The organism is Nocardioides sp. HDW12B (genome assembly GCF_011299595.1).
Lineage (GTDB): Bacteria > Actinomycetota > Actinomycetes > Propionibacteriales > Nocardioidaceae > Marmoricola_A.
In genome coordinates this window covers 1,633,476-1,650,204 of record NZ_CP049867.1, presented here as the reverse complement: position 1 = coordinate 1,650,204, position 16,729 = coordinate 1,633,476, and the positions used below count along the sequence as shown (strand labels likewise).

14 protein-coding genes are annotated in these 16,729 nt (G+C 72.9%); 10 read left to right on the top strand and 4 right to left on the bottom strand.

What is annotated here, in order from left to right; translation table 11 throughout:
• Positions 1–68: 68 nt before the first annotated feature.
• The gene (locus G7072_RS07700) at positions 69–1,097 is read left to right on the top strand and encodes a hypothetical protein (RefSeq protein WP_166085106.1); all 1,029 of its coding nucleotides are present in this window, start codon (positions 69–71) and stop codon (positions 1,095–1,097) included.
• Between the two features lie 15 nt (positions 1,098–1,112).
• On the opposite strand, the gene G7072_RS07695 is transcribed toward G7072_RS07700, so the two are convergent.
• Together G7072_RS07695 and G7072_RS07690 are read right to left on the bottom strand one after the other, a co-directional pair.
• Positions 1,113–3,167 (bottom strand): YhgE/Pip family protein, encoded by a 2,055-nt coding sequence (locus G7072_RS07695; RefSeq protein ID WP_166085102.1) that lies wholly within the window; start codon positions 3,165–3,167, stop codon positions 1,113–1,115.
• Entirely contained in the window at positions 3,164–5,866 is a 2,703-nt protein-coding gene (locus G7072_RS07690; protein ID WP_166085100.1) for an MMPL family transporter, read from the bottom strand. The genes G7072_RS07695 and G7072_RS07690 overlap by 4 nt, the downstream gene beginning before the upstream one ends.
• Before the next feature lie 97 nt (positions 5,867–5,963).
• On the opposite strand from G7072_RS07690, the gene G7072_RS07685 reads away from it, so the two are divergent.
• From G7072_RS07685 to G7072_RS07670, 4 genes are all read left to right on the top strand, one after another.
• Positions 5,964–6,593, top strand: a complete 630-nt coding sequence (locus tag G7072_RS07685; RefSeq protein ID WP_166085098.1) for a TetR/AcrR family transcriptional regulator — start codon at positions 5,964–5,966, stop codon at positions 6,591–6,593.
• A gap of 17 nt (positions 6,594–6,610) precedes the next feature.
• Positions 6,611–7,876 carry a serine hydrolase domain-containing protein gene (locus G7072_RS07680; RefSeq protein WP_166085096.1) on the top strand — a complete coding sequence of 422 codons (1,266 nt, stop codon included), beginning with the start codon at positions 6,611–6,613 and terminating at the stop codon, positions 7,874–7,876.
• A gap of 85 nt (positions 7,877–7,961) precedes the next feature.
• Positions 7,962–9,053, top strand: a complete 1,092-nt coding sequence (locus G7072_RS07675) for a CoA ester lyase (protein WP_166085094.1) — start codon at positions 7,962–7,964, stop codon at positions 9,051–9,053.
• Positions 9,053–9,976: a CoA ester lyase gene (locus tag G7072_RS07670; protein ID WP_166085092.1), complete on the top strand. Its 924-nt coding sequence runs from the start codon at positions 9,053–9,055 to the stop codon at positions 9,974–9,976. Before G7072_RS07675 ends, G7072_RS07670 begins: the two co-directional genes overlap by 1 nt.
• Positions 9,977–9,989: 13 nt before the next feature.
• Here the strand turns inward: G7072_RS07670 and G7072_RS07665 are convergent, their stop codons facing one another.
• The gene (locus G7072_RS07665; protein WP_166085090.1) at positions 9,990–10,577 is read right to left on the bottom strand and encodes a dihydrofolate reductase family protein; all 588 of its coding nucleotides are present in this window, start codon (positions 10,575–10,577) and stop codon (positions 9,990–9,992) included.
• Positions 10,578–10,709: 132 nt separating this feature from the next.
• Between G7072_RS07665 and G7072_RS07660 the strand changes: the two genes are divergently transcribed.
• From G7072_RS07660 to G7072_RS07640, 5 genes are all read left to right on the top strand, one after another.
• Complete coding sequence (locus tag G7072_RS07660; RefSeq protein WP_166085088.1) at positions 10,710–12,221, top strand: HNH endonuclease signature motif containing protein; 1,512 nt, start codon at positions 10,710–10,712, stop codon at positions 12,219–12,221.
• Positions 12,222–12,814: 593 nt separating this feature from the next.
• Positions 12,815–13,279, top strand: coding sequence for an NUDIX domain-containing protein (locus G7072_RS07655; protein ID WP_206063319.1), 465 nt, complete (start codon positions 12,815–12,817; stop codon positions 13,277–13,279).
• A gap of 99 nt (positions 13,280–13,378) precedes the next feature.
• Complete coding sequence (locus tag G7072_RS07650; RefSeq protein ID WP_166085085.1) at positions 13,379–13,891, top strand: GNAT family N-acetyltransferase; 513 nt, start codon at positions 13,379–13,381, stop codon at positions 13,889–13,891.
• A 70-nt stretch (positions 13,892–13,961) separates the two neighbouring features.
• On the top strand, positions 13,962–15,083 hold the full coding sequence (locus G7072_RS07645) for an alpha-hydroxy-acid oxidizing protein (RefSeq protein ID WP_206063318.1): 1,122 nt from the start codon (positions 13,962–13,964) through the stop codon (positions 15,081–15,083).
• 13 nt (positions 15,084–15,096) lie between these two features.
• Entirely contained in the window at positions 15,097–16,239 is a 1,143-nt protein-coding gene (locus tag G7072_RS07640) for an alpha-hydroxy-acid oxidizing protein (RefSeq protein WP_166085080.1), read from the top strand.
• Between the two features lie 27 nt (positions 16,240–16,266).
• On the opposite strand, the gene G7072_RS07635 is transcribed toward G7072_RS07640, so the two are convergent.
• Positions 16,267–16,641 (bottom strand): YciI family protein, encoded by a 375-nt coding sequence (locus tag G7072_RS07635; protein WP_166085078.1) that lies wholly within the window; start codon positions 16,639–16,641, stop codon positions 16,267–16,269.
• Between the last annotated feature and the right edge of the window lie 88 nt (positions 16,642–16,729).

Below are 16,729 nucleotides of genomic sequence, written 5' to 3'. Positions count from 1 at the left end.
GCCCCGGACCCGGCCCCTGTGACGGAAGTCCCGCGGTGACCTTGCCGGCGCTGCACAGGCGCCGACTGGTGACCGCCGCCGTCCTCTCGATCTCGCTCGCTGGTGCGATCACCGTGGGTGCGACCCGCCACGGCCAGCTCCGCGGCCCCTCTGCTCCCTACGACCACTCCGGGTTCGCCGAGGTCTCGGTGGCCACCGACGACATCGTCGACGGCCACGCCAGCCACGTCGTTGCGGGACTCCGGAGCAGTGGGTTCTGGTGCGTCCAGGCCCGGAGCAACGACCGCGCCGTGCAGATCGCCTGCCAGACGCCGGGCATCGGTGCCGATGTCGACATGATCGCCGACACCAGCGGCCACGTGCTCTACGCCGACATCGGTCTGGGGCCGGCGAGATCGATCGACACCGCCAGGAGCCGACTGGACCGGGTCCTCGACCACTCGTTCCTTCGCCTGTGGCCCCAGGACCGCGCCGCTGTCGACCAGCTCATCCGGGACGCGCAGCCAACCCCAGGCTTCTTCCCGCTCGGCGGCGAGGCGGCGCCTGACGCCGACGACCAGTTCTCGACGCACGACGAGCGCACGGCCAACGCCAGCTGGTCGTTGTCCACGTTCTACACCGGCCAACCGCTCGCCCTGCAGATCAGGACGCCCGACCTGCGCGACCGCAGCTGGCCACGTGGCGGCGACCACTACGCGACCGCTACCAGCACCGCCGTCGCCGCGCTTCGCGCCACGGGCTTCACCTGTGCGAGCGCCTGCTACCGAGCGAGGGATGGCCTGCAGGTCCGCTTCACCGAACATCGCGACCAGATCGTCGCCGCCCACATCACCCTGCTCAGCAGTGCCACCGGGAACAGAACCACCGACCTCTCCGGTCAGTGGATCCGCGACGGAATCCCCTTCCTCGAGTGCGACGTCCGGACCGCCATCGGTCTGCGCATCGAGGAGTGTCGTGTCGAGAGGAAGAGCTGGCGAGGCGTGGTCGCCGGCACACCCGTCGAGATCCGATCGGTGCCAGGTGGGCTGCTCCCCGACGGACGAGCCGCAACCGGCCTCGAGGTGTCGGTCGGGATTCCTTTGGTGGACGTCGGTTGAGCGCGGGCCTGTGCCTTACGACGACATCGGCACCCGACGGTCGGGTTCGGTCAGGTCGGCGACGTCGACCTGCTGGGCCCTTGCGGCGGCCCGGGTCGTGAGCAGGAAGGCCGCACCGGCCCACAGCAGCAGCACGACGACGGCCAGCACGGCCGAGCCGGGCCCGTCGAGCGCGGTGGCGGCGAGGCCGTCCGCGGCCCGCGTCATGGGCAACAGCCCGTTGAGCGCCTGCAGCGGCTGGGGTGCCGTGTCGAGCGGGATGACCCCGCCCAGCGACACCGCCTGCACGGTGGCGAAGCCGATCCCGGCGATCCAGCCCCGGCGGCGGCCCAGCAGCGCCACGAACGCCTGGTGGACGGCGGCGAAGGACAGCGCGGCCACCACCATCACGGCGAGCACGGCCGGCGGTGAGCCCAGGTCGGCGCCCAGCGCGAGCAGGGCGACGTACAGCAGGACGGCTTGGACCCCGCCGATCAGCAGCCCCGGCCTCAGGCCGGCCCCGGCCAGCCGTGTGGCCGACGAGGCCCGGCCCAGCAGCCGGTCGGGCAGCGCAGACCGCACGAGGTAGGTCGCGAAGGCGCCCAGCCACAGGGCGAACGCGATCGCGGCCGGGGCGAGCTGGGTCGCGCCGTCGGGGGTCTGGCCGTCGTCGACGCGGGCGGCCACCGGGGCCGCGATGACGTCCGCGAGGTCCTTGCTCTCCTCGGCGTCGTAGGCGGGGATCGCCTCGGCACCGCGGTCGAGGCCGTCGGCCAGGCGGGTCGAGCCGTCGCCGAGGCGGCCGGTGCCCTCCGCCAGCTGGTCGGCGCCGCTCGCGGCCTGCTGCGCTCCGTCGGACAGACGGCGGGCACCGTCGCCCAGACGCTGCGAGCCCGACGACAGCCGTGCGGCGCCGTCGGCGAGGCGGCCGGTGCCGTCGGCGAGCCGGTCGGCGCCGCCCGCGAGGCTGCGGGCTCCCCCGGCGGCGCGGTCGAGCGCCTGCGTCAGCTCGGGGACGCCGTCGGCCAGCTGCCGAGTGCCGGCGGCGAGCCGACGCGAGCCCTCGGCCAGCTTCTTGGCGTTGCGGTCCTGCACACCCACCGCCCGCTCGGTGAGGAGGCAGAGTCGGGCTGCGCGAGCCACGATGAGCGGGTCGGCGCAGGCGTCGGACCAGCCGCGCAGCAGCTTCGTGTAGGGCACGACGCCCCGGGACAGGTCGCGGGCGCCGTCGGCCAGCCGATCGGTCTGCTCCGGCAGCGGGTCGGTGCGGCGCTCGAGCGTCCCGAGGCCGTCGGCGAGGCGGTCGGCTCCGCCGGCCAGACGCTGCGTGCCGTCCGTGAGCCGTCGGGTGCCCTGGCTCAGCCGGGTGCCGCCGTCGGCGAGCCGGTCCGCGCCGTCCGCCAGCCGGTCGGAGCCCGTGGCGAGGCGGTCCACGCCGTCGGCGAGCTCCCCGGCACCGGACCCGAGCCGCTCGGTGCCCGAGGCGATCCGCTCGGCGCCGTCGGCGGCCTCCCCGAGCCGGTCGGCGAGGTCGCCGGTGCGGGAGAAGACCTGGTCGAGGTACGTCGTGGTGACCCGCTCGCCGAGCCGGTCGGCCGACACCCGGGCCACCTGGTCGCTGACCTCGCCGACCAGGGCCGACGTCTCGTCGGTGCTGGTGACGCCGATGGTGGCGCGGCGGGGCTCCTTGCCGGTGAGCGTGTCCGACAGCGTGCGCGAGAAGCCGGGCGGGATCGTGATCACCGCGTAGTAGGAGCCGTCGGCCAGGCCGCTCCGGGCGTCGTCGGCGTCGGTGAGCGTCCAGCCGAAGGTGGGCGCGGTCTCGTCGCGGGGCGAGGTCAGCCCGGCGGCCAGCAGCCGTCCGGCCGCCACCGGTGGCTTGCCCTTCTCCAGCACCGGCTTGTCCAGGTTCACCACGGCGGCCGGCACCTGGGTGGTCTGCTCGGCGCGGTCGGCCAGCGACCACACGACGAGGGAGCCGATGAGCACGGGCAGCAGGAGGACGCCGACGACGAGGCGGTGGGCGCGCAGCCGCTGACCGAACCCGACGCGGTCGCCGGTGGCGGCGGGGTCAGGGGCGGGGGTGGTCACTGGAGCACGTCCTCTCGGTCGGCGGTCCGGTCCGTCTGGGGGTCGGTCGGCAGGTCGACACGCCGTACGTCGTCGCCGAGCGCGGCGAGCGGGGCGCTGTCGGCGGCCTCCGGGGTGAGCGCGACCAGCACCGCCGCGCCGGCGTGCGCCAGCCCGGCCAGGTGGTGCGCGTCGTCCTCGGTGAGGTGGTCGAGGTCCAGCAGCACGAGGTCGCGCGCCTGGCGCACGTCGCCAGGGCGTACGTCGACCCCGACCCGGGCCCGCACGGCGGCACTCTCCGCCGGCAGGACGCGGTCGAGGACCACGACGGTGCCGCGGCGCGGGGCGAGCCGGCCGGCGGCGACGGCGAGGACGGCCCGGCGAGCGGTGGCCTCGCCCGTGAGCACCGCGACCTCACCGGGGCGGACCACCAGGTCGAGGCCGTCCACCAGCGGCCGGTCCCGACCGGGGTCGTCGAGGCCGAAGCCCTCGAGCCGCACGACGGCGGGTCCGTGCTCGGCCACCCAGTCCTCGTGCTCGAGGTGGGCGACGAGGCCCTCGCCCTCGACGTCGAGGGCGGGCAGGCGCCGGTCGAGCCACCCGGGCAGCGCCCAGGCCCGCTCGCCGAGCAGCGCCAGCACGGCCGGCACCAGCGTCATGCGCACGAGGAAGGCGTCGACCAGCACGCCGACGGCCAGGCCGAAAGCGATCGGCTTGACCGAGGAGTCGCCGTGCGGCACGAAGGAGGCGAAGACGGCCACCATGATCACGGCGGCCGCGACCACCACCCGCGCGCTGCTGACGAAGCCGCGGCGGACGGCGGCGAGCGCCTCGCCGTGGTGCACCCAGTCCTCGCGCATGCGGGCGACGAGGAACACCTCGTAGTCCATGGCGAGGCCGAACAGCACGCCCATCAGGATGATCGGCAGGAAGGACAGCACCGGGCCGGTCCGCTCGACGTTGACGAGGTCGGCGAGCCAGCCGTACTGGAAGACCATCACCACGACCCCGAAGCTGGCCGCGACGGAGAACAGGTAGCCCAGCGTGGCCTTCACCGGTACGGCGACCGAGCGGAAGACGATCGTGAGCAGCAGCAGCGACAGCCCGACCACGACGAGGCCGAAGGGCAGCAGCGCCCCGGCCAGCCGGTCGGAGACGTCGATGGTGACGGCCGTCTGGCCGGTGACCTTGACGTCGGTGACGTCGTAGCGCTGCTCGATCTCGCCCGCCCGGTCGCGCAGGTCGCGCACCAGCTGGGCGGTGTCGGGGTCGGTCTGGCCCTTCTCCGGGATCACCTGGACGATGCCGAGGTCGGCCGAGCGGTTCGGCGTGGTGAGGGCGATGGCCTCGACGCCGGGGGTGGTGGCCAGGTCGTCGCCGATGCGCTCCATCACCTGGACCGGCTCGCGGGTGCGGATGATGTCGACCACGACGAGGAGCGGGCCGTTGAAGCCGGCGCCGTACTCCTCGCTGACGAGGTCGTAGGTGCGGCGCTCGCTCGAGCCCCGCTCCGCCGACCCGGTGTCGGGCAGCCCGAGGGCGAGGTCCTTGGCCGGGAAGGCCATGAGCAGCAGGCCGGCCAGGACGACGACCGTGGTCAGGGCCGGGCGTCGGGTCACCAGCGCGACCCACCGCTCCCCCGTCGTACGTCGTGGCCGGTCCCGATCGCGCGTGCGGCGCCGGCGTCGTGGGGCGCGGGGTCGCAGCCGCTCGCCGACCAGGGCGAGGGCGGCCGGGACCAGCGTGAGGGCGATCGCGACCGCGACGGCGACCGCGGCCGCCCCCGCGAAGCCCATGACGGCCAGGAACGGGATGCGGGCCACCACCAGGCCCGACAGCGCGATGATCACGGTCGCGCCGGCGAAGATGACCGCGCTGCCGGCCGTGGCGACCGACCGGGCGATCGACTCCTCGACCGCCATGCCCTCGGCGAGCTGCGCGCGGTGGCGCGAGGCGATGAAGAGCGCGTAGTCGATGCCGACGGCGAGGCCGATCATGATCGCCAGCGACGGCGTCGAGGAGTTGATGGCGGTGAACGACGCCAGCACCACGAGCCCGGCCATCGTGACGCCGACGCCCAGGATCGCGGTGAGCAGCGGGATGCCCGCGGCGACGAACGAGCCGAGGGTGACCACGAGCACCAGCAGCGCGACGAGCACGCCGACCGCCTCGGTGGGCGAGACCGGCGTCGAGGTGGTGGTGAACATCTGGCCGCCGAGCAGCACGTCGAGGTCGCGCGACACCCGCTCGTCCTGGGCCTGCCCGGTGGCGGCGTCGTCGATGGCGCTCGTCAGGTCCTCGTCGACCTGCTCCAGCTCGATGCCGAGCTGGACCTGCACGAGGGCGTGACGGCCGTCCTCGGAGATCGACAGCGCCCGGTTCTCGCGCTCGAACGGGTCGGAGACGAAGCGGACGTCCTCGACCTCCTTCACCGCGGCGATCCGGTCCTCGATCTCGCCGCGGTAGGCCGTCACCCGCTCGCCGTCCGGGGCACGGAACACGATCTGCCCGGTGGCGCCGACCAGCTCGGGGAAACGCGTGTCGAGGACGTCGAGGCCCTCCTGGGCCTCGGTGCCCGGGATGGTCAGGTCGTCCTCGAGCTGGCCGCCCGCGACGGCTGCGAGAGCGCCGAGCGCGACGAGCAGCACCACCCAGGCCAGCGCCACGGACCGGGCGCGTCGGGCCGTGAGGCGGCCGAGCCGGAAGAGGAACGAGGACATGACGAAAAGCCTACGACGTTCGATACACTGGTGTATCCAAACTGCGCTGTCGCCTTCGTCACGGCATGGTGGGGTCCGGACCGGGAAGGAGGTGGCGATGAGCGAGACCGGGGACGACCCGCGGGCCGCACGGCGCAGCCGTCGCAACACCCGCGCCCGGCTGGTCGAGGCCGCCGCCGACGTCTTCGCCACCAAGCCGCTCGGCCGGGTCACCGTCGACGACCTCGTGGGCGCCGCCGGCTTCTCGCGCGGGGCGTTCTACTCCAACTACTCCACGATCGAGGACCTCTTCTTCGACGTGTACGCCGACCAGGCCGACCTCATGCTGGCCGCCGTCAGCTCCGCGGTGGACCAGGTGCCGCCTGACTCGTTCGACCTCGACTCGATCGGCGTGGTCTTCGCCGCTCTCACGCCGTTCGGCCGTCGCTGGTTCCCGCTGCACAACGAGTTCACGCTGCTCGCCGTCCGCGACGCCGACGCCCGGGCACGGTTCGGTGCCCACGTCGAGCGGTTCCAGCACCGCATCGAGGAGCTGGTGACGCGGGTGCTGCACCTGCTGGGTCGCCGGCCCGTGGTCAGCGACGAGCACGTCAGCGACGTCCTGCTCGCGCTCTACCTCCACAGCCTCGGCGCCGAGCTGCTGGGCAGCGGCGGCCTGCCGCCCGACCGGCTCGTGACCGCGGTCCTCCCCCACCTGATCCTGGGCCTTTCGACGCCCGCCGACTGACGCCCTACGGTCCGAGCATGGACCGTGACGACCTGGACGGGCTCGGCGACCGCCTCACGCACCTCCTCACGACGTACGCCGTGCCCGGTGCGCAGGTGGGGCTCCTGCGACGCGGCGAGCGCACCGTCGTGTGCCGCGGCTCCTCGGACCTCGAGGGACGGCACCCGGTCGAGGCCGGCACCGCCTTCCACGCCGGCTCGCTCGCCAAGTCCCTGGCCGGCTTGGTGGTCCTCGACGCCGCCCGGCGCGGCGAGCTGGACCTCGACGTGCCGTGCCGCGACCAGGCCGACCCCGCCGCAGGACTCTGGGACGACACCCCCCGGGCGCTGCTGACCCAGACGACCGGCCGGGCCAACCTGCTGCCGGACATCGACGAGGGCCTCGCGGACTTCGTGGCCCGGGTCGAGGCCCTGCCCCGCGTCCACGCACCCGGACGCTTCTCCTACGGCAACGCCGGCTGGTCGGTGCTCGACCTGCTGCTGCGCCGCCGCACGGGGTCCGGGTTCGAGGACCGGGCGACGACCCTGCTCGACGAGGTCCTGGGGTGGCGGCCGGACTTCGGCCCACCGACGGGCGCGTCGCTGCCCCACGCCGTGTCCTCCGACGGGGAGGTCACGCAGGTCCCGTCCGACCTGGCGCCCGCCGCGTCCGCCGCCGGCTCCCGGTGGTGGGCCACGGCCGACCAGCTGCTCGACTGGGCCGCGTTCCAGCTGGCACCGCCTGCGGGCTGGCAGCCCCTGGTCGAGGAGCTGCGCCGTCCGGCGGCGCCGCTCCCGGGCAGCACCGTCTTCGACGCCTGGGCGTCCGGCTGGGCCGTGTGGGACCGCGGCGCCCACCAGGCGTTCGGCTGGGCCGGGTTCACCGGCGGCCACCGCGCCTACCTGCGGTGCTTCCCCGAGCAGGACGTGGCCGTGGTGGTGCTCGCGAACGCGGCCGGCCCGCTGTTCGGACCGCCCGGCGGCTCCGCCCTCTTCGACGACCTGCTGCCCGAGCTGCTCGACACCCTGGGCGTGCCCCCGCTCCCCGGCCCGGCCGACGGGACCACGTCCCGGCCGGCCGCGGCGCTCGCCGGGCAGTACGGGCCGATGGCGGTCGCGGCCGTGGCGGGCGACGAGGACCTGCTCGAGGTCGACGCCCGGTTCGTCGGTCAGCCCGTGCCGGTGACCTACCGCCGCCACGGCGGCGACCTCTTCGACGTCGACGGCGCGCCGCCGGGGAGCACGCCGCTGTCCTTCGACGACGAGCTCGCCTACCTCGGTCCGTTCGCCCTGCCCCGGCTCTGACAGGGCCGGGCGGCGCCCGGACAGGGCCGCGTCAGAAACCTCACAGGCCCGGCCCACGCCGCGTGGGCGCTGCTAGCGTCCGGCCATGCGCAGCGCCAAGGACTTCTTCCGCCCGCTCGCCGTCGGGGCCCCCGAGCCCCTGCGCGAGATCCCCGCCCGCCCCAGCCGGGCCATCCACTTCTTCGACCCGTCGAACGAGAAGATGGCCGGCAAGGTGCCCGGCATGGTCGGCACCGTCGACGTGCTGCTCGGCAACCTCGAGGACGCGGTCAAGGCCGACAACAAGGTCGCCGCCCGCGAGGGCCTGGTGAAGATCGGGCAGAGCACCGAGGGCCTCGGCGGCGAGGGCGCCTCCACGCAGCTGTGGACGCGCGTCAACGCGCTCGACTCCCCCTGGTTCCTCGACGACTTGACCACGCTCATCCCGGCCATCGGCGACAAGCTCGACGTGGTCATGGTGCCGAAGGTGCAGGGCGCCGAGGACATCCAGTACGTCGACCGCCTGCTGGCCCAGCTCGAGGCCAAGGCCGGCCTGACGCGGCCGATCCTCATCCACGCGATCCTCGAGACCGCTCGCGGCGTGGTCAACGTCGAGGAGATCTGCGGCGCCAGCCCGCGCATGCAGGGGCTGTCCCTCGGACCGGCCGACCTCGCCGCGGACCGGCGCATGAAGACCACCCGGGTCGGGGGCGGCCACCCCGGCTACCTCGTCCGCCAGGACCCGCCGGTCAACGACCTCGGGGTCGCGCAGGTCGATGCCGACCGCTCGTCGTACCAGCAGGACCTGTGGCACTACACGATCGCCCGCATGGTCGACGCCTGCGCGATGCACGGGATCTTCCCCTACTACGGCCCCTTCGGCGACATCGCCGACGTGGTCGCCTGCGAGGACCAGTTCCGCAACGCCTTCCTGCTCGGCTGCGTCGGCACGTGGTCGCTGCACCCCAAGCAGATCCAGATCGCCAAGCGGGTCTTCTCCCCGAGCGTCGAGGACGTCACCCACGCCCGTCGCGTGGTCGCCGCGATGGGCGACGGCACCGGCGCGGTGATGCTCGACGGCAAGATGGAGGACGACGCCTCCCTCAAGCAGTGCCTGGTGATGGTCGAGCTGGCCGAGGAGCTGGCGAAGATCGACGAGGACCTCCGTGCGGCGTACGACGCGATCGAGGTGGCCTGATGGTCTCGACGAGCTCGACCACCGGGGACAGCTCGACCACCGGAGACAAGGACATCTTCCGTCCCCGACGCTCGGTGCTCTACATGCCGTCGTCCAACGAGCGCGCGCTGGAGAAGGCCAAGACCCTGGCCGTCGACGGGTTGATCCTCGACCTCGAGGACGCCGTGGCGCCGGACGCCAAGCCCGCCGCGCGTGACAACGCCTGCGCCGCCGCGCAGTCGGGTGAGTACGGCCGTCGCGAGCTGACGATCCGCATCAACGCCGCCGGCACCGAGTGGCACGAGGACGACCTCGCCGCTGCGTGCGCCGCCGGCCCCGACGCGATCGTGGTGCCGAAGGTCGACAGCGCCGACGCCGTGCGCTCGCTCGTCGCGTCGATGGAGCGCCACGGCGCTCCGGACCGCACGACGCTGTGGGCGATGGTCGAGACGCCGTACGCGATGCTGCACGCGCACGAGATCGCCTCGGCCTCCGACCGCCTCACCGTGCTGGTGATGGGCACCAACGACCTCGCCAAGGAGCTGTACGCCGAGCACGTGCCCGGGCGCCAGCCGCTCCTGACCGGGCTCGGCCTGGCGCTTCTCGCCGCGCGTGCGGCCGGCAAGGCGATCGTCGACGGCGTCTACAACGACGTGAAGAACACCGAGGGCTTCCTCGACGAGTGCCGTCAGGGCCGCGAGATGGGCTTCGACGGCAAGACGCTCATCCACCCCGGTCAGGTCGCCGGCGCCAACGAGGCGTTCGCACCCTCGGAGAAGGCCGTCGAGGACGCCCGCGGCATCCTCCAGGCGTGGGAGGACGGTCGCGGGTCCGGGGTCGTGACCTACAACGGCCGGATGGTGGAGAACCTCCACGTCGAGTCCGCCCAGCGGGTGCTGTCGATGCACGAGGCGATCACGGCTCTCGAGGCCGACCAGGCCTGACGGCGGCCGAGTCTCACGTGGGTGCGGCGCCGGTCGGGCGGTAGCGATTCGCGACGACCCCGTCGCCGAGGTCCTCGCGGTCGACCAGCTCGAGGTCGACGTACGACGACAGGCCGTCGAGCAGGCGCGGCCCGTGACCGGCGATGCGTGGGTGGACGACCAGCTCGTACTCGTCGATCAGGCCGAGCTCGGCGAGCACCAGCGGCAGCTGGACCCCGCCCAGGAAGAGACCCTCGCCCAGCTCATCCTTGAGACGGCGTACGGCCTCACCGACGTCGCCCACGATGAGCTCGGCGTTCCAGTCGACCTGCGCCAAGGTGCGCGAGGCGACGTACTTCGGGGCGGCGTCGATGGCTTGCGCGAACGGGCTCATCCAGTCCGGGCGCTCGGTGCTCGGGTCGCTCGGGTCCGTGGGGTCCGCGTCCGGCCGTTGCCGCCAGGCCGACTCCATCATCTGGTAGGTCACGCGCCCCAGGACCAGGGCGTCCGCGCGGGCGATGTTGGCGGCCGCGTTGCGGTGGATGCCCTCGCTGGCCGTGCCGGCGAGGTGGTGGACGCACCCGTCGAGAGTGACGTTGATGGAGTAGCGCAGGGGCCGCATCCTGCGACGCTAGCGCCGCGGTGAGGATTGCGACAGACCCACCGGGCTGGGCTCTGCGGATCGTCAAGCAGGGTTGGGGATGACGCCTTTCTCGACGGTCATTGTGTCGGAGGGCAGCTCTAGGTTGGAGGCATGTCAGCAGCACCCCTCATCTCCGCGTCGGGCACCGACGCGCGCGTCGAGGTGCTGGACCTGAACGCTGCTGAAGCCCTCTCCTTCGTCACCGACCGGCGGCGCGCGACCGACCTCGCTGCCGCGCAGGAGCTCGAGGGCGTGGCGCACTGGGCGGACCTGCACCGGGTGGGTCGGGCCGACCTGCTGCGCGGTGCGGTCGGTGCGGTGGACCGCGAGATCCGGGACGCGCTCCCCTGTCGCCCGCTGCGCGACGACGAAACCGCTCTCGGTCGCGAGCGTGAGCTCCGGCTCGCCGGTCAGGGCGCCTTCATGATCGAGGAGTACGCCGTCGCCGAGCTCGCAACGGCCCTCGGGCTGACGGAGCACAGCGGGAGGGCCTACGTCGGGCAGGCCGTGGAGCTGCGCGACCGGCTGCCTCGCTGCTGGGCGCAGGTGATGGCGGGGCGCCTCCCCGTCTGGGAGGCCCGTCAGGTCGCGGAGCGGACGATCCCGCTGTCCGACGAGACCGCCGCCGCGGTGGACGCGGCGGTGGCGCCCTTCGCCCACCGGATGACGGTGGGCCGGATCGCGCGGCTCGTGGAGGCCGCGGTGCTGCGCCACCAGCCCGACCTGGCGGCCGAGCGGGCCGCCGAGGCCGCGGAGCACCGTGGGGTGTGGTTCGACGACCAGCTCGACGGCACCACGGACCTCAGCGCCCACCTCGACACCCCCGACGCCGCGGCGCTGGACCACGCGCTCGACTCGGTCGCGACCACGCTGGGCCGGCTCGGTGACACCGACTCCCGCGCTGTACGGCGTGCGCGAGCGCTGGGTGTGCTGGCCGACCCGCAGTACGCGCTCGACCTGGATGCCACCGCCGACGGCACCGGGCAGTCCGACGACCCTGCTACCGCAGCGCGCCGGGTGACGCCGGTGCGGGCGGTCCCGACGTTGCACCTCCACCTGCACCTCGACGCCGTCAGCGCCTTCGGCCTCGATGGCTCTCGTGCGGGCAACACCGAGCCCGGCGCCGACCAGGCGGAGGTCGACCTGGTCCGTGTCGACCGTGCCGGGCGCCGGCTCGGTGCTCGGACGCGCGAGACCCTCGAGCGCTGGGTCGCCGGCCTCACTCCTGGGGCTGGCCTGCACGTCACCCCGGTGGTCGACCTGACCGAGGAGATCGCGGTCGACCAGTACGAGATCCCCTCCCGGCTGCGGCGCCAGGTCGTCGAGCGCGACCCCACCTGCATGTTCCCGTGGTGCGGCAACGCCGGCCGCCACGACCTCGACCACCTCCTGGCCTACGTGCCCATGGACGAGGGCGGGCCACCGGGCCAGACGTCGACGTCGAACCTCCACCGGCTCTGCCGCTTCCACCACCGACTCAAGACCCATGGTCGCTGGCGCGTCGATCGACCACCCGGCGGTGCAGATCCCGGGGTCGTGTGGACCTCCCCGCACGGCCGCCGCTACCTCGTCACCTCGGACGGCACCACGCGTCTCGACCCGGTCGAGCCGCCACGCTCCTGACGCATCGGTTGGGTGTGCTCACGACGTGATGGCTGCGCTCGGGCGGAGACAAGTCGCTCATCGTGCGATCGAACCGGGATCAGCTCATCGCATGCGCCGTGTCGTCGTGTGCTGTCGTCCGTCTCCGAGCCGCCATGGCCCCAACCGCGAGGCCGCCAGCTGCCGCAACGACCACCAAGCCCTGCACGAACCGGGCCCGTCCCGCATCGATGCAACGAGCCTCGACCTCGTCAGCGTCGGGGGGCGGCTCACCACCTGGCACATTGTCAGCGTCGAGCAGAACTGTGTCGTAGGGCGCCGAGCAGGTGTAGTGGCCCAGGCTCGCGCTCGTGACCGTGGGGTTGTGGAGCAGCAGCCAGACTCCGGCCAAGGCGACCACCACCGCTACGAGACCTAGAGCGGCGTACACGGCGCGCGACCGAGACATGCCTGCACACTAGGCGCTTCTGTCGCCCCGGGAGTCTCATTCGCGATGCGCTCGGGGTCTGAAGCCTCGTCTTCGCTGCCATGGCATTCATGCTGCTGGTCGTGCAGTTCGGTCATGCCGAGCTGAGGGCAGGATGTCTCGCCCGACCAGCTCGTACGATGCCTGGGTGCTGGATGAATCATCGACGGTGACAGCCCGGAGTGAAGGCATCGCGAAGCACGTGGTCGGCGCCGTCGTCCACCACGCCGGCGCTGTCCTGCTTCTCACCCGCAGCGTGAGCGACGCGTTCCTGCCAGGAATCGAGGAACTGCCCTCCGGTGGCGTGGAGGACGGTGAAACCCTCGCCCAAGCACTTGATCGTGAGCTGCTCGAAGAGGTCGGCTTCCCGGCTGGAACCGTCGACCCCGGATTCCTGGCGACCTTCGACTACCTGTCCGGCTCCGGGCGGCCGACCCGCCAGTTCACCGTGTCCGTGCCCTGGGACGACCGAGCTGTCGTGCTCTCCGACGAGCACTCCGCCTACCGATGGGTGGACCGCTCCGACATCGACACCAGCAGCGCTACGGCCGAGACCCAAGGTGTCATTGACGCCTGGTTCGACTGGGTCCGAGCCGAGAATCAGCGCGCCTGATCCGTCCGCTCCTGCCGCTGGTCGAGCAGCTCGGTCGTGCCGACGAGCGGTCACTTCGCCCGCGTTCGAGGTGACCTCACGGCGTGACAGCATGCCTAGGTGTCTGCTCCCCTGATCCGCCCCGGCACGGAAGCGGACCTCCACCGACTCGTCGACGTGGAGGTCGAGGCCGGGCAGGTGTTCCGCACAGTCGGCATGACACAGGTCGCCGACGATGTGCCCCAGGTCTCTGACCTCCGTGAGGCGGCAGAGTCGCAGCGGCTGTGGGTGACGCAGGTCGGGTCAGAGGTCGCGGGGTACATCAGCGCTGAGGTGCTGGACGGGAACGCGCACGTCGCTCAAGTCTCGGTGGCGCCGGCATTTGCGGGTCGAGCCCTCGGACGGGCGATGATCAAATTCCTGGAGGATTGGGGCAAGACGGCTGGCCGCCCTGCCACCACCCTCACAACCTTCCGTGACGTGCCGTGGAACGGCCCGTACTACCTGCGTCTGGGATATCGCGCCATGCGGGACGAGGACATCGGTCCTGAGCTGGCGAGAACGATGGCGCACGAGGCCTCGCTGCCCGGCATCGATGCCTCGTTGCGCTGCGCGATGATCAAACGCAGCTGACGACCCACGAACCGGACAAACGTTCTGACTGAAACCGTAGCCAGATGGCGGGACGGCTCGTTTGTCCTGTGTGACGACGAACGAGCTGGCCATCTCCGGCGACCTCTCGCAGCTGGAGGCCCGATCGGCCGAGAGCCTGCCACCAGAGGCTCTCGGCTACATCCGCGCCGGAGCCGGCGACCGGGACACCACGCGCGCCAACGCGGCGGCGTTCCGACGCTGGGGGGTCAGGCGTCGCACGGGCACCATCCCGGCGGACGTCGACCTCTCCACCACCATCCTGGGAACGCGCATGCCCGCGCCGGTGCTCTTCGCACCGGTCGGGGTGCAGACCCTCGCGCACCCGGACGGCGACCTCGCCAGCGCCCGCGCGGCGGACGAGCTGGGGCTCACCTACATCCACTCGACGCAGGGCGCCTACAAGATGGAGGACGTCGCCGCGGCCAACGGCGACGGCTCCCGCTGGTACCAGCTCTACTGGCCCACCGACGACGAGCTCGCGGTGTCCTTCCTGCGTCGCGCCGCCGCGGCCGGCTACACCCACCTGGTCATCACGCTGGACACGACGCTGCTGGGCTGGCGCCCCCTCGACCTCGACATCGGGTACTCGCCCTTCCTCGAGAACAAGGGCATCGCGAACTACACCAGCGACCCGGTCTTCCGCCGCAAGTACATGCCCGCACCGGCCGAGGCCTCGCCGTTGGCGACAGGCATCCAGTTCGCCCGCGTCTTCCAGAACCCCGGCCTGAGCTGGAGCCAGCTGCCGCTGATCCGCGACAACTGGGACGGCCCGATCCTGCTCAAGGGGATCCAGAGCCCCCGCGACGCCCGGATGGCCGTCAGGAACGGGATCGACGGCATCGTCGTGTCGAACCACGGCGGGCGCCAGGTCGACGGGGCGATCGCGTCGCTCGACGCACTGCCGGCGATCGTGGACGCGATCGACGGCCGGATGCCCGTGCTCTTCGACTCCGGGATCCGCACGGGTCGTGACGCCCTCAAGGCGATCGCGCTCGGCGCCGACGCGGTGCTCGTCGGCCGGCCCTACCTCTACGGCCTCGCGCTGGACGGACAGCGAGGCACCCGGAGGGTGATGCGGAGCCTCGTCGACGAGCTCGAGGAGGAGGTCCGGAGGGCGCGTCACCGCACCCACCGCACGCTCTCCCGCTCCTCCCTGACCCGCGCGCGCTGAAACGGAGCCCGACATGACCGCGCAGACCCGCCGCCACTTCCTCGAGATCGCCGCCGCCACCGCCGCCGCGACCGTCCTCCCCGCTCCGGCACTCGCCGCGCCGCGGGTGGCCTCCGGCGCCCCTCTCCTGCCGATGGCTGACTCACCGCTCCCCGTCGGACCGGGCGCCCCCTACGGCACCTACCAGTCCGAGATCTACATCGCCGGCATGAGCGCGGACGTCGACCCGATCTTCACCACGAACCTCTCCGACCTCGAAGCCGCCGCCAACAAGGTGCTGTCCGAGCGCGCGCGCCGGCACCTGCTGGCGTGGGCGGGCGGCGCGAACGCCGTACGAGCGAACGCGCGAGCGCTGGACACCTGGCGCATCGTGCCGCGGATGTTCATCGACCGCTCCGAGCGCGACCTCACCACGACGGTGCTCGGCGTGGACATGCCCGCACCCGTCATCCTCGGCCCCGTCGGGCGCCAGGCCCTGGCCCACCCCGACGGCGAGGTCGCCACCGCGCGAGCCGCGGACGACCTGGACCTCACCTACGTCCACTCGTCGCGCGCGAGCAAGTCGCTCGAGGAGGTCGCCGCGGCCGCACCCGACGGCCCTCGCTGGTTCGGCCTGGACTGGCCGGACGGTGGCGACGTCGACCCCGTGCTGCTCACCCGCGCCCAGGCCACCGGGTGCACCCACCTCGTGCTCTCTCCCCCGCAGCCCGGCCAGGGCTGGGCGCCGCTGAAGGCGATCCGCGAGGCGTGGGACGGGCCGATCGTCCTCAGCGGCATCCAGAACGTGCAGGACGCACGGATCGCGGCTCGACGCGGCTTCGACGGCATCGTCGTCTCCAACGAGCGCGGCCGCCGCGGACCCGGCGTCGCCGGCACCGTCAGCGTCCTGCCCCAGATCGCGGACGCCGTCGCCGGCAAGCTCGCCGTGCTGTTCGGCTCCGGTGCCCGCACCGGGACCGACGTCTTCCGGGCCCTGGCGCTGGGGGCCGACGCCGTGCTCGTCGGCCGCCCCTACGTGCACGGCCTCGCGCTCGCCGGCGAGGACGGCGTCACGCACATGCTCCGCACGCTCCTCGCCGAGACCGAGATCACCCTCACCATCGCCGGCGTCGGGCACCACCGCGACCTCGACGAGAGCGCGCTCGTCCGGGCGTGAGCACCGCAAGCGACGCGGGGCCAGGTCTCACCCCTCGCGGGTGACCGCCTGCAACGAGCCGTCCTTGAAGCGGCGTACCTCCTGGGGCCAGCCGCACCCCTCCGCGACCCGTCCCGCCCACGCGCGAGCCGACGCGTCATCGGGCACGTCCACGATCGTCAGCCCTCCGAGCCACTCCTTGGTCTCGGTGAAGGGCCCGTCGGTCACGACCAGCTCGCCGCTCGTCGCGTCCGCGCTGGCCGCCTCCTCGAGCTCCTCGACCAGCCCGCCGGCGTAGACCAGGACGCCCCGCTCCTGCATCTCCCGGACGACCGCCGTGGACGGCTCGACCCGGGTCTGGAACCACGCCTCGTCGTGGTCGCCGACCCACTGCTGGTTGAAATGGATGAGGTAGTGAGGCATGCCTGCTCCCCTTCGTCGGGCAGGCCCGGTGCCCGCCGCTACTCACCCTACGAACGGCGTCGGGTCGCTGCGACAGCCACCGGTGTAC